This window comes from Terribacillus sp. 7520-G (assembly GCF_002271665.1).
GTDB lineage: Bacteria > Bacillota > Bacilli > Bacillales > Amphibacillaceae > Terribacillus.
In genome coordinates this window covers 78488-92281 of sequence record NZ_NQFP01000023.1, presented here as the reverse complement: position 1 = coordinate 92281, position 13794 = coordinate 78488, and the positions used below count along the sequence as shown (strand labels likewise).

The window sequence follows — 13794 nt, the reverse complement described above, 5'->3', positions numbered from 1 at the left end:
ATTATCATAATCAACTATAACAAAATTGGAAATAGATGCAATAAGAAATGACCATCGATTCCATAGAAAAAATAAATAAGCTGCGGGAATCCCGCAGCTTTGCCTCAAATAAAGCAGAAGTACATTTAAAGTGAAAAGCTCATCCGGATGGATGAGCTTTTCTTATCTCGTTTGGCCTTGGCCTTTCATCATGTATTTATAAGTGGTCAGTGCCGGCAGCCCCATCGGTCCGCGTGCATGAAGTTTCTGGGTGGAGATACCGATTTCCGCTCCGAATCCAAGAGCATGACCATCTGTGAACCGCGTTGATGCATTATGATAAAGTGCTGCTGCATCGACTGCCTTCATGAATTTGCCGACTGCTTCATCATCTTCGGAAATGATTGCCTCCGAGTGCTTTGTCCCATAGCGGTCGATATGGTCGATGGCTTCTTCCACTGAATCGACGACGCGTACTGCTACATCCAGACTAAGGTATTCATTCGCCCAATCCTCTTCTGCTGCAGGGGTGCAGCCAGGCAGCTGCTGCACAGCTGTCTCATCCCCATGTGCCTGTATGCCATGGTCGCGCAATGCCTGCACTAATGCATCTTTATTTGCATCCAGCCATTCGCGATGGATGATCAATGTCTCCAACGCATTGCAAACAGCCGGACGATCGGTCTTGGCATTCAAGAATGTACGGATTGCCATATCAACCTTAGCAGTTTTATCGATATACATATGGCAATTGCCCACACCTGTTTCAAGCACTGGTACTGTCGCAGAATCAACAACGGCTTGGATGAGTGAGGCCCCGCCGCGAGGGATCAGTACATCGATATGCTCCTTCATCGTAAAGAGCTTCGCCGTCTCTTTCCGATCAGTCGATTGGATGAGCTGGACCGCCTCGGCAGGTACTTTCGTATCCTGCAGTGCTTTCTTGATGACCTCCACGATTGCTGTATTCGTATGAATGGCTGATGATCCGCCCTTCAAGACGATTGCATTACCCGACTTAAGGGCAAGACCCGTGGCATCTGCCGTTACATTTGGACGAGCTTCATAGATCATGCCGATGACTCCAAGCGGAACGGTGATACGGCTGACATGCAATCCGTTTTCCAATGTCCATTCACTGACTACCTGTCCTGTCGGATCCTTCAGCTCAACAACTTCCTTCAGGCCATTCGCAAAGTCCTCGATGCGTCCGCGAGTCAACTTTAAACGGTCCAGGAATGCTGCATCGAAGCCTTTTTCTTCCCCAGCCTTCATATCCTCCTCATTCGCCGCAAGTATCGCTTCATATTCTTTCTCCAAATACTCTGCCACTGCAAGCAGTGCTTCATTTTTTTCTGCCGTTGTCAAAAGTGCGAGCTTTTTAGCTCCTGCTTTTGCTGCAATGGCTTGCTCCTCGACTGTTACTGCCTCTCTTATATGCTCCACGTTTTTCCTCCTCCTGTCATCGAATTGGTACAGTGTGCTCCAGCTCACAAACAAATGCTTCCTGGTCGACGATTACTTCTTTCCTATTTCGTACCGGACTAGTCAACGCTTGCCAAAGCTCAGACGCAGCTTGATTTACGATGCCAAGTCCGATTCTCGCTCCTGTTTCGTCCTGAATCCGTACGACATCGCCCTTTTTGAAATTGCCCTTGATCGAAGTGATATCGGCAAATTCTATCGAATCCGGCACTTCGTCAGTATGCTTTATGATAATTTCGCCCTCGGGACCAGAATTGAAGGCAATCCACTGTTTCTTGCGATTCAAGTAATCCGTATCTTGATCAGCTTCAAAATACGTGCCTCCAGCCTGACCCAATACCGAACGGTAAATGATATCCTCTTCTGTTGCATCGCCAAGGAAACCTTTGATACCCGATGCCATCGCTATCTTGAATGCATCCAGCTTCGACTTCATGCCGCCGGTTCCGACTGCACTTCCTGCATCGCCTGCAGCCGCCTCGATCTCGGGTGTGATGGCTTTCACGCGATCGAGGCGCGCTGCTTCCGGATTCTTGACTGGATTATCGGTATACAGTCCATCAACATCGGACAAAACCGCCAAAAAATCCGCGCCGACCAAACCGGCAACCTTGGCCGAAAGTGTGTCATTGTCCCCAAAGCGCAGCCTGTCGACTGTAACGGTATCATTTTCATTTATGATCGGGATGATACCGCGATCAACTAAAACATTTATCGTATTTCTGACATTATTATACCGGGTTTCATCCAAGAAGTCGCCTCGCGTAATCAAAATCTGTGAAGCCACATAGCCATGGGACAAAAATAAATCCGAATAAGCTTCCATCAGCAAGCCTTGACCGATCGATGCAGCTGCTTGTTTTTCCGGCAATAATTGCGGTCTTTCCAGAAAACCCAGCTTACGATAGCCAGCTGCAACTGCTCCAGATGAAACAAGCAGCACCTCATAGCCATTGTCCTTCAGTTTCACAAGCTGCTCCACTAGTTTCTCCAGCTTCTTCCTGCTGATTTCCCCGTGCAGGCTGGTCAATGAACTGCTTCCGATTTTGACGACTATCCGCTTCGGTTCCATTGCTTGTTTAGAAATGATAACATCCTCCAGTTTTTATTTTTCCCTTTTGCATGTCAGCGTGCCAGCAGTTGTTTTTTGAGCTCCTCGCTGATTTCATTCGATCGAGCGGCTGCTGATAGAATGGCTTCGGCCATCGCTTCCCCGGCTCCCGCCTCATTCAGTGCTTTCAGGCCAGCTGCAGTCGTTCCATTCGGGGAAGTCACTTTCTTCCTCAGAACGCTTGGCCCTTCTGTCGTTTCCAAAAGCATCCTGGCCGCACCAAGCATGGTCCGGGTTCCGATTTTCCTTGCTGTTTCCCGATCGAATCCTGCGGCAACGCCGGTTTCCTCAAAGTGCTCCAACAGCTTATAAAAATAGGCAGGTCCGCTGCCAGCCATACCAGTGAAAACATCCATTTGCTCTTCATCGATCACAAACGCTTCGCCGAATGTCCGAACCAGCTCCTTGACCAATGCGAGCTGGTCTGCGGAAATATGCTTCCCTGGTGCAATGGCAGTGGCAGACTCACCAATGGTGCTGGATGTGTTAGGCATAATACGAACAACGGGTTGATTGTCTGGCAGATAATGCTCGATCTGTTCATTCTGGATACCTGCAGCTACCGATAATATCAGCTGTCCTTTTTGAACCTTCTCTTGCAAATCGATCAATGCAGCGGTCATATCCTTTGGTTTCATCGCAAGTATTATCACATCCATACTATGCCAATCCACCTTTTCCCGAGGAATTGCGGTAATGCCATAACGATCCTCCAGCTCCAGCAAACGCTTTGCATTCGATCGGTTCGTCACATGAATCTGCTCGTTTTGCAAACGATCCGAAGCCTGCATACCGGCAATCATTCCCTCTGCCATCGATCCTGCTCCTACATACATAATCCGTTTGTTAATTAAGATACCTAATCGCTCCTTTTATTTGAATATTTCGTTCTTTGTTAACAGTTATCTATCCTAACACTATAGGACCCCATGTCAAGGAATGTGACGGCCCCAAAGCCCGCCCCGCCTGCGTTTCATTCCTATGGCCAACACATTGTAAGCGCTTCATATATTATTATCGATCTAGTTCAAAGAATGGTCATAAAATCCTCTTTCCCCCTACTTGTATAAAAGCGTGAAATCCCATAAGCTTAACCTTGTCTTACTTGAAAATAATCATACTTTTACTATAGAAGAAAAGGAGTTATCCATATGGAGGCAAAAAAGGACCCATCGGTTTCGAAGAAGAAACAAAAACGCCGGTCCCTTTACCAGTCGGTTTGGCGCTGGCATTTCTATGCCGGTCTTATCATCATGCCATTCCTCATCATCCTGGCTGGCACAGGAGGCATTTATCTCTTCAAGCCCCAAATCGAAGCAGCTCTTTATCAGGACTATTATGAAGTCACACCGCAAGCAAATGCCACGGACCCATCCGAGCAAATCCATACGGTGGAAACGATCTATCCTGATGCAGCAGTGACTTCTTACCGCCCAAGTGACAGTCCTGATCGTTCAGCAGAGGTAGGAATCTCAGAAGATGGCAAAGCATATACCGTTTATGTCGATCCATATACGAATGTCATACTCGGTAAATTGGAGGATTCATACAAACTTGTCAATGTAATCGAGAAGATCCATGGTGAGCTCCTCATGGGCACTGTCGGGGATCGCATCGTCGAGTGGGCCGCTTGCTGGGCACTGATTTTGATCATTACCGGCGTCTATCTGGGCTGGCCGAAGATGAAAGGAAAATCTAAAATCCGCGGGGTCTTGGTTCCTCGCCTGAACAAAGGGAAAAAGCTGCGGGCACGCGATTTACACGTCGTCCCTGCATTCTGGATTTCTTTAGGTCTGCTCTTTTTGATCATGACGGGATTGCCTTGGTCAGGATTGTGGGGTAACAATTTCCAAGCGCTCACTACAAATGCCGGCATCGGTTATCCGCCTTCTGTTTGGGTAGGGGATGCTCCTGCATCCGATGTCAAAACAAAAGAAATCGCAGACGTACCTTGGTCGGCAGAGAATTTGCCTGTCCCTGTTTCCACCAATCAGCAATACACGCAGCTGTCCGTCGACGATGTCGTGTCGATAGCAGAAGAGGAAGGCGTGAAGCCCGGATATACCATCATGATTCCGCAAACACAGGATGGTGTATTCACTTTATCTGCTTTTCCACCGCATGCTCGTGATGAAGTGACGATGCATATCGATCAGTATACAGGCGCTGTCCTGGCAGATTACCGCTACGATAATTATCATACGCTCGGGAAAATCATTGCTTACGGGATCACCATCCACAAAGGAACGGAATTCGGCATCTGGAACCAGATCATCGGTGTCCTTGTCTGTATCGGGATCATCGGTATCGCTGTGAGCGGATTCCTATTATGGCTCTCCCGGAAACCAGAAGGGAAGCTGGGCTCTCCGAAAGCACCACCTGACAAAGTCATGAAAGGTGTCATCGTGCTGATCATCATCCTTGGCATCATCTTCCCGCTCGTCGGTATCTCGCTCATATTCGTGTGGCTGTTCGACCGATTTGTCATCCCGCGTGTACCGGCACTGAAGAGGTTCTTCAATGCATAAGAAAGGGGAAAAGCAGATGCGACGACTTGCATATATACCATGGTTACTGACGCTCTTCCTGCTTGCTGCATGCTCTGCCGATCCCGAAGCGGCTGATCACTATGCCAAACGGGAAGAAGTGAATGTGAACATTGAGGCTCCTTCATCCATCGAAGCTGATTCTGCTCCGCAAATCGATGTAAAGCTCACACAAGATGGACAAGCACTCGAACAGGAAGCGGAAGTCCATTTCCTTATCTGGAAAGACGATAACAAAGCAGATGCCGACGAAATTCCGGCATCACTGGACGCCGACGGAACATACCATCTCGAATATAACTTCCCGTCAGATGGAGTCTACTTTATAAAAGCAGACGTAAGGGTCGGTAATATCCATCTGATGCCGACGAAGCAAATCAGAGTCGGCGAATTGACGGAAGAAGAAATCGAGAAGATAAAACAAGAGCAAGAACAGAAAAAACAGCATGATAGCGGCGGTCACCACCATCATTAATAAAAAAAGCCGTATTCCGAATCGGAATACGGCTTTTTTCTATGGTGAATTCCCGGATTGATAAGCATTTACTTCTTTTGATAGGTGCGGTATATTATTCGTAATTACTACTATTTAAGGTGAGCGTATGCAGCATAAAAACTATTTAGCACTTGCCCTTCCGCTGACATTATCGACAATCACGACACCTTTGCTCGGCGTTGTCGATACAGCGGTCGTCGGCCAGCTTTCCGATGCTTCCTATATTGGCGGGGTCGCTATCGGCACTATCATCTTCAATACCATGTACTGGCTGTTCGGATTCCTCCGGGTCAGCACCTCCGGCTTCGCTGCCCAGGCATCCGCCAGTCTGGATACAGAAGAGCATGTCATGGCATTACTGCGGCCTTCTGTGGTTGCGTTTGCTGTAGGTTTGCTGTTTGTTCTCATCCAGCAGCCGATTCTGCACTACTCCCTCTCCTTCCTCGGAGCGAGCGATGCAGTCAATAGCAGTGCTTCGGCTTATTTTTCCATCCGGATTTGGGGTGCACCATTCGCGCTTGCCAACTATGTCATCCTCGGCTGGCTGATTGGGATGTCGTATATCAAAGCAACGCTTATCCTGCAAATCTGCACGAATGTGCTCAATATCATCCTTTGCATTCTGTCTGTCCATGTGTGGGATTGGGGAGTGGCAGGCGTGGGAGCTTCCACGCTGATTGCCGAGATTTTCTCCTGCCTGTTTGGCTTTTTGCTGCTGCGCAGATACGCCCGCAGCATCTGGAAGCATCCATTTGTCCAAGCTTTGCGCCGGGCTGTGGATCCCAAGCCTATGTGGCACATGATGAAGGTCAATCGTGATTTGTTCATTCGGACAATATGCCTGCTCGTTGTCTTTAATTTATTTACTGCAAAAGGGGCTGAATTGGGAGAAGATGTGCTGGCAGCCAATGCAATCTTGATCCAGATCCACTATATGATGGCATATTTCTTTGACGGGTTCGCTAATGCTTCAAGCATTGTCGCCGGCCGCGCACTCGGGGAGCGCAATGAAAAACTTTTCTCCCAGTCACTGCGTCTATCCCTGCAATGGGGGCTCGGTATCGCGGTGGCATTGGCACTTCTCTTCCTTGCTGGTCAAAGGTGGATTTATCCGCTATTCTCCGATCAGCAGCATATCATTGCGCTGACCGCATCCTATGCCAACTGGCTTGCCCTGTTCCCAATTGTGGCTAGTCTCGGACTTGTCTATTATGGTGTGTTTACGGGTGTGACGGAAGTGCGCTTTGTCCGCAACTCCATGATTCTTGCTGCCCTGCTGTATTTGGCGGCACTTTATGCGCTGCAGCCGCTCGGCAACCATGGCCTGTGGATTGCTTTCCTCCTGTTCAGCCTTGGACGTTCCGTCTTTCTTATCATGTATGTACCAAAGCTGCGCCGGCTGTTCCAGCAGACGGCAGCAGCATGAATCAGGCCTGGTGGCCTCCGATTTTCGTACTGCGCTCTATCGTCATGCCAGCAGCTGTATAGCTGCTGGCACGCAGTATCGCAGCAGTCCCGAAACGTGCACGGATTTCATCCATCGCCCGGCTCAGATCCTTTTGCTTGCTTTTGTCCTCGAATAAGCTGAGCTGTGTCGCTTCTTCATCGTATAAATTGGTCAGGGAGACAGACACCCTCCTGACTTCATAGCCTTTTTGGTAATGCTCATGAAATAATTCCAGGCACAGCTTATACATATCCGTCGTCAGATTGGAGGGACTCGTGAAGGAACGGGAGCGGCTGAATCCTCCGCCATGCTGACTCGCATATCCAATGGACAAATGAACCGTATTGCCTTCCTTCCTATCCCGCCTCGCCCGTCTGCAGGCTTCCTCACACAGCTCCAGGATGATGGTCGGGATTTCTTCCCCCCGATAATTACGCAGCAGGGTAATGCCATGTCCGTAGCTTTTCTGCTCCTGTTTGACGAAATCCCCCAGTACCTCGCTCTCATCGATTCCCCATGCATGCCAATATAACTGCTCCCCCATCACACCGTATCGTTTTTTGAGATGATCGAGTGAAGCATGCGCCAGATGTCCGAGCGTGACAATCCCCATCCGATTCAAGTTCCGCTGCATCCGGCGTCCGATTCCCCAAATATCCTGTATGGGAACGGGCCATAATAAACGCGGGACATCCTGATAGCGGCAAATAGCGATGCCAGAAGTCTGTTTCTTTGCATGGATATCCATCACGACCTTGGCGAGAAACTTATTGTCCCCGATTCCAATTGCCGCCGTGACCCCGAATTGCTCCAGGATATCTGCCTGCAGCTTGGCCGCTGTCTCTCGCGCGGTTCCATGCAGCTTTTCCGTACCATCAAGCGTCACCCAAAATTCATCGATCGAATAGACATGGATTGCTTCCATCGGGACATACTCATGCACGAGCTCGGTAATCGCCACCGAAACCTCCAGATAATCCTTCATATGTGCTTGCGCAATCACGATTTCCGGATCCTCCGGCAATTCGAAATATCGGCTGACATTGCTGACGCCATGCTTCTTCTTCAATGCCGGACTGGCAGCCAGCACAATGCTTCCCGGCCGCTTCGTATCCCCGACCACTGCAAGCAACGCCGTCATCGGATCGAGACCGCGTTTGACACATTCCACACTGGCATAAAAACTGCGCATATCCACACAAAGTACCTCATGCTGCTGAAATCCGCTGTAATCCATCTTCTCCACCTCCAAAAGGGAACAAATGTTCTTATTTTAGATTACCCGATTTGCAGCTGTTATAGTAGCTGTAATTTTTGGATGGAGAGGAAAATCGAAAAAAGATCGCTTTGGCAATCTTGTATTATTTGGTGATATAGTGCTTAAAAGGATATGTTTCAGCCAGATGTGTTCAAGGATGAGAAAATGGTTGATTTTTCATTAAGTAATAGGAATCTTAACAGCAGTTGAAATTATTTATGAACTCGTTCTGGATGGGCACATGAAATGGTTTTACCTAGCGATACCGATTAGTCGGTTATGCGCTATATATGCTGCGAAACGGGAACAACACGAGCATCCATCATCTTGACTTAAAAAATCCCTTGGTATGGAAATGCGTCCTAAAGTGACACTCCACTTTAGGACGCAGAATAGCTGATGACTCCATACTCCCCATTGCATTCAAGGCAAAGCTTTGCATGATAGTATCCCCTATATCAGCAGCCCTCATTACAAAAAGAAATGCTGCAGTGTTGATTGAATACCGGCTGCATAAGGGGACTCGCACATCTGACCATGCTTCTGTTTTGCTTCCTCCGTAGCATTAGCAACAAGGTAACCATTTCCCGCATATTGCAGCATTTCGAGATCATTCCCACTGTCTCCAAAAGCATAGATCCGGGCAGGCTCCACCATGCAGTGACTTGCCAAGAACCGGACAGCTGCCCGTTTTCCGGTATTTAGTGGAATGAAATCAATATCATATGCGCCGTCCGGATCCCCCGCCCGTGGATTGCACGCGTTCACATTCAGTCCTACCTCAGCTGCAGCAGCTGCCTGTCTTACTCTATGCAGCACATCGGTCAAATCACCCCCATCAGGAAAGTAATAGAAGTTCTTTTTGTACATGCTCTGTCCATGCATTGTCTGCGGCTGCAACGCTATCCCGTCCAGGGAAAGCTTATCAATCAGACCATCCACGCGTTCATTGAATTCTTCTTGGACAGGTAAAAACCGTTTCCAAGCATATATCTCCTTGCGTTCCCCACTAGCTGTTATCTGGTACAGTTCCGTCCCCAGATTGGCTGCAATGAAATGGGGCATGTACGTCAGGTGCGCACGTTTCATTTTATCAGCCAGGGATGCACAATCACTGCCAGTAACCCACGCTATCTTCACATGATACTGCCTGGCAATCCGATCGAGATACAGTTCCATTCCATGCAAATCCTCCAACTGTCCGTCCTCGCATGCATGAGGAAAATAAGTTTCATCAAAATCAAAACAAATAAGCGATTTTGTGCTATCGGTACTGGCAAAGCATCTTTTAGCATCCACTGCAAACACCTCCTTGCCTACCATAAAAGATGGGAACGTTCCCAAGTCAACAAAAAAATAGATATGCTATGATATAGCTACATCTAAAGTCCAAGGAGCTGGTTGAATGCGTACCATCAACGATATCGCAAGACAATGCGGTGTTTCCAAGAGCACTGTCTCCCGCGTATTGAATGGGCATCCTTATGTGTCTGAACAAAAGCGGCAGAAGGTCCTTTCTGCCATCGAGGAATCCGGGTTCACCCCGAACAATCTGGCTGTTCAATTTCGTAAGCGCAAGACCTCTGCCATAGGCATAATCACACCCCAAGTCGATCATCCTTATTTCGCATCGCTCGTCCAATCTTTATCGAATGCCTGTGCAGCAAAAGGATGGAAACCCGTCATCTTTCAGACATTCGGTGATAAAAAGCGGGAACTGGATGTATTTGCCAAACTCAAACACCGTGAATTAGATGGCATAATCGCTACATCATCAGCACTGGACGCTCCCCTTTTAACCCATTGCCTAGAAAATGGTCCTATACTTATTTGCAATGAAAAATATGAAATCGATACAACCGTATGCAGTCTGGACGAAGAGCATGCAGCCTACAAATTGACGATGCATATGCTGCAAACAGGCAAGAAACGTCTTTTATTCTGCCTCGACCAAATCTCTCCATCCCAAGAAGCTAGATATAAAGGTTTTCTAAAAGCCTTGGCTGAGAAAAATGTACAAGAAGGTGCGCAACGAATAGAAGAAATGGTGACGATTGAGGATGGCATTCGTTTGGGGAACGAGTTATTCCGCGATGATCAATCGCTGATAGACGGCATATTTGCCGGGAGTGACTTCGTTGCAGCTGGTATCCTGCATGCTGCCAAGCAGCACGGAATTTCCGTACCAGAAAAGTGCGCCGTTACTGGGTTCGATAACCACCCCATTTCCCAGATAACCGATCCACCGCTGACCACTTATGATAATGACATTGCTGCTATGGCACAAGAGACTGTTGAGCAATTAGACTTGCAGCTGACTGGCAATACATATGCACCCAAACGTTTACTATGGAAAGGATATCTTGTACCGAGGAATTCCGCATAAAAAGACAGACCCGTTTCGCGCTCACTTTTGCACGGAACGGGTCAAGTCTTATGCTTCTATCTTATTGAAGAACTGCGGCAGATGCTCCTTATGTGCTTCCAACAGGTCATCGACCAATTTCTTCGCAATCTCATCGGATGGTACAAGCGGGTTGATCGTCATCGCAAGCAAGGCAGTGTTGTAATCACCTGTGACAGCCGCTTCGGCACCGACACGTTCAAAGGATTTGATCTGCTGAACAAGTCCGCGTACTGGTACTGGCAGGTCACCGATGCCGATCGGTTTCGGACCATCTTTTGTAATGACACAGTTGATCTCGATGGCAGAATCATTCGGGATACTTTGGATGGCACCATTATTGATCGTATTCACAGTCTGGATATCACGCTTGTCATTGTAAATGGAGTTGATCAAGCTGCAGGCAGCATCGCTGTAGTAGGCACCGCCGCGCTTGGAAAGCTGCTCCGGTTTATGTGCCAGATTCGGATCCTTGTAAAGCTCGAACAAATCGCGCTCTACGCCTTGAACGACCTCGGCACGTGTACCCTCCGCATCTGCTGCTTCGAGCTCTGCTTCAAGCATCTTGGATGTTTGGTAGTAATAACGGTGATACGGGCAAGGGATGGCTTTCAATCCTTTGATGAAGCCAGGCTCCCAGCTGAAGAACTTGATATTTTCCATAGTCATTTCATTATCATCACTTGTCATTTTATCCAAGACTGTCTCTGTCACGTTGTCCCCGTCCAAGTAGACGTTCAAGCCAAATACCATATGATTCAGCCCCGCAAAGTCAACATGCACACGATCCGCATCCGCACCGAGCAGCTCTGCGATTTCCATCTTCATCTTGATCGGCACATTACACAAGCCGACGACATTTTTGATATTGGAATAACGAAGGACAGCTTCCGTCACCATACCCGCTGGGTTCGTGAAGTTGACGAGCCATGCATTCGGGCAAAGCTCCTCCATGTCCTTACAGATGTCCAGGATGACCGGAATTGTCCGCAGTCCTTTGAACAATCCGCCTGGTCCGTTTGTTTCCTGGCCGATGACATTATATTTCAATGGAATCCGTTCGTCCTTCGCCCGCGCATCCAAAAGGCCGACACGGAATTGTGTCGTAACGAAATCTGCATCCTTCAAAGCTTCCCGGCGATCCAATGTCAAATGCACATCGATCGGCAGACCTGCTTTTTTCACCATGCGCTTAGCCATATTCCCTACAATCTCAAGCTTTTCTTTCCCTGCCTCTACGTCCACGAGCCAAAGCTCCGTGATTGGCAATTCGTCATAGCGTTTGATGAACCCTTCCACGATTTCCGGTGTGTAGCTTGATCCGCCGCCGATTGTCACGATCTTCAATTTTCCCATGATTAAAGCCTCCTATATGGTTACGTTTTAGATCTACAACCTCAGCTTAAATGCTGGAATGCATCCCAGGTCAAGCACAAATTCGTAAGTAATTTGCAAAGAGGCTGTCCAGAGCTTACAAAACGTTCGTTTTCCGCTAAAATAAGGGTAAGAAAGCGATTTCCAAAGAGGTGATGCACATGAGTAATATCAAGCAGATCGCACAGATGGCCGGCGTTTCCCGCAGCACTGTTTCGCGCGTCCTCAATCACCATCCCCATGTCCATGAAGATACTCGGCGCAAGGTCCAGCAAATCATCGATGAGCTGGATTACATCCAGAACAGCAATGCCGTGCAGCTGAAGAAAGGCAGGACGAATACAATCGGCGTCGTTTCGCCATCCATCAGTCACTATTTCATGCAAATCGTCCAAGGCATTGCCGAAGCCGGCACCTCCTGCCAGTATCAAACCCTGCTGTATCAAACAAATGAGAAACCGGATCAGGAATTACAGGCATTGGAAATGCTGCGTCAAAAGAAGCTTGACGGACTGATCATCCTGCGCTGCGGGATAGGCTGGGAAAAAGTCGCCGCCTATACGAAATACGGTCCCATCATGACCTGTGAACCGCTGCAGCATCCAAAAATCCAATCCATCTATATGAATCATTATGAAGGGTTCCAGCTCGGACTGGAGCATTTGATAGAAAAAGGCTATACCCGCATTGCCTGCACAATAGGAAGAGCCGAAAGCAGAAACAGCCTGGAACGAAAGAAGGCATTCGAGGATATTTTGCAAAAGCACAGCCTTCCCGTCCATCCCGAATGGATCCTGGATGAGACATTCACAGTCGATGACGGTCGCAAAGCTTTGCAGAAGCTATTAGCCGGCAAAGAGATGCCCGATGCGGTTATCCATGCCAGCGATTATGTTGCGGCCGGAATGGCAGCCCAAGCACGAGCAAAGGGAATCCATGTCCCTGATCAGCTGGGGTTAGTCGGCTTTGAATCCGATCAAAGCGATATAGCCGGCCTGATGGAGCTGACGCATGTACGCAATCCCCTTAAGCAGATGGGGGCAGAGGCATTCCGCCGCATGCATGCGGAGCTGACGCAAACACCGTATACAGCAGCTGACCTTTCCTTCTCCTTGACGGAACGCCAGTCTACTGCCAGAAGCATGGAACGAATGCAGATATGAAGGTTTCCTGTATAATCGTCCCCTCGCTCTAGTTAGCGGGACAGAAAAGGAATAGCTGCCAAGCTACTCCTTTTCACTGAAATCCATGATAAAACGGCGGTGACTCCCGATCATCTTTTCCGGAAGTCCATCGAGAGGGAAAAAGGCCAGCTCCATGGATTCTTTTTCATCATGCATCAGCTCCCCACTAAACCGATCCGTCCGATACACGATCGTCACATTGTAAAACTCATCACCATTGGCTGCAACGGCAAAATTATCTTTTCCGGAATACACATTGACCAGCTGCAGATCCTCCACCGTCAGACCCGTTTCCTCGAGGACTTCCCTGGCAGCGGTTTGTTCAGCTGATTCCCCCAGCTCCATCAGTCCGCCGGGCAAACCCCATGTTTCAGGCGGATGCACCCGCTTTTGTAACAGGATATGCTGTTTTCCATCCAGAATCAGGCATAATGCCCCCACCAGGATGACAGGCTGATGGCCAACGTATTTACGAAGATTTTCCACATAACTCACGGGCATATCACCTTC

The 13794-nt window shown here is 48.5% G+C and carries 12 protein-coding genes; 5 read left to right on the top strand and 7 right to left on the bottom strand.

What is annotated here, in order from left to right; translation table 11 throughout:
• Window positions 1-162: 162 nt before the first annotated feature.
• Genes CHH53_RS08920 through proC form a run of 3 tightly spaced genes read right to left on the bottom strand, consistent with a single transcriptional unit; the run spans window position 163 to window position 3411 of the window.
• Window positions 163-1425, bottom strand: a complete 1263-nt coding sequence (locus tag CHH53_RS08920; protein ID WP_095215771.1) for a glutamate-5-semialdehyde dehydrogenase — start codon at window positions 1423-1425, stop codon at window positions 163-165.
• A 16-nt stretch (window positions 1426-1441) separates the two neighbouring features.
• The gene (proB, locus tag CHH53_RS08915; RefSeq protein ID WP_095215770.1) at window positions 1442-2536 is read right to left on the bottom strand and encodes a glutamate 5-kinase; all 1095 of its coding nucleotides are present in this window, start codon (window positions 2534-2536) and stop codon (window positions 1442-1444) included.
• Window positions 2537-2589: 53 nt separating this feature from the next.
• The gene (gene proC / locus CHH53_RS08910; protein ID WP_095215769.1) at window positions 2590-3411 is read right to left on the bottom strand and encodes a pyrroline-5-carboxylate reductase; all 822 of its coding nucleotides are present in this window, start codon (window positions 3409-3411) and stop codon (window positions 2590-2592) included.
• Window positions 3412-3726: 315 nt separating this feature from the next.
• Here proC and CHH53_RS08905 point away from each other — a divergent pair, with 315 nt between their 5' ends.
• The 3 genes from CHH53_RS08905 to CHH53_RS08895 all read left to right on the top strand — a co-directional run bounded on the left by CHH53_RS08905 (window position 3727) and on the right by CHH53_RS08895 (window position 7043).
• Window positions 3727-5103, top strand: coding sequence for a PepSY-associated TM helix domain-containing protein (locus tag CHH53_RS08905; RefSeq protein WP_095215768.1), 1377 nt, complete (start codon window positions 3727-3729; stop codon window positions 5101-5103).
• A 16-nt stretch (window positions 5104-5119) separates the two neighbouring features.
• Window positions 5120-5596 carry a FixH family protein gene (locus CHH53_RS08900; RefSeq protein ID WP_158221522.1) on the top strand — a complete coding sequence of 159 codons (477 nt, stop codon included), beginning with the start codon at window positions 5120-5122 and terminating at the stop codon, window positions 5594-5596.
• 127 nt (window positions 5597-5723) lie between these two features.
• Window positions 5724-7043 carry an MATE family efflux transporter gene (locus CHH53_RS08895; protein WP_095215766.1) on the top strand — a complete coding sequence of 440 codons (1320 nt, stop codon included), beginning with the start codon at window positions 5724-5726 and terminating at the stop codon, window positions 7041-7043.
• A gap of 1 nt (window position 7044) precedes the next feature.
• Here the strand turns inward: CHH53_RS08895 and CHH53_RS08890 are convergent, their stop codons facing one another.
• Window positions 7045-8301: a DNA polymerase IV gene (locus CHH53_RS08890; protein WP_095215765.1), complete on the bottom strand. Its 1257-nt coding sequence runs from the start codon at window positions 8299-8301 to the stop codon at window positions 7045-7047.
• A gap of 492 nt (window positions 8302-8793) precedes the next feature.
• Window positions 8794-9621, bottom strand: coding sequence for an HAD-IIB family hydrolase (locus CHH53_RS08885; protein WP_158221521.1), 828 nt, complete (start codon window positions 9619-9621; stop codon window positions 8794-8796).
• Window positions 9622-9727: 106 nt separating this feature from the next.
• Between CHH53_RS08885 and CHH53_RS08880 the strand changes: the two genes are divergently transcribed.
• Entirely contained in the window at window positions 9728-10708 is a 981-nt protein-coding gene (locus CHH53_RS08880; RefSeq protein ID WP_095215763.1) for a LacI family DNA-binding transcriptional regulator, read from the top strand.
• Window positions 10709-10756: 48 nt separating this feature from the next.
• Here the strand turns inward: CHH53_RS08880 and CHH53_RS08875 are convergent, their stop codons facing one another.
• Window positions 10757-12082 carry a 6-phospho-beta-glucosidase gene (locus tag CHH53_RS08875; RefSeq protein ID WP_095215762.1) on the bottom strand — a complete coding sequence of 442 codons (1326 nt, stop codon included), beginning with the start codon at window positions 12080-12082 and terminating at the stop codon, window positions 10757-10759.
• A gap of 179 nt (window positions 12083-12261) precedes the next feature.
• Between CHH53_RS08875 and CHH53_RS08870 the strand changes: the two genes are divergently transcribed.
• The gene (locus CHH53_RS08870; RefSeq protein WP_095215761.1) at window positions 12262-13263 is read left to right on the top strand and encodes a LacI family DNA-binding transcriptional regulator; all 1002 of its coding nucleotides are present in this window, start codon (window positions 12262-12264) and stop codon (window positions 13261-13263) included.
• A 63-nt stretch (window positions 13264-13326) separates the two neighbouring features.
• Here CHH53_RS08870 and CHH53_RS08865 read toward each other — a convergent pair whose 3' ends face one another.
• Window positions 13327-13779: an NUDIX hydrolase gene (locus CHH53_RS08865; RefSeq protein ID WP_095215846.1), complete on the bottom strand. Its 453-nt coding sequence runs from the start codon at window positions 13777-13779 to the stop codon at window positions 13327-13329.
• Between the last annotated feature and the right edge of the window lie 15 nt (window positions 13780-13794).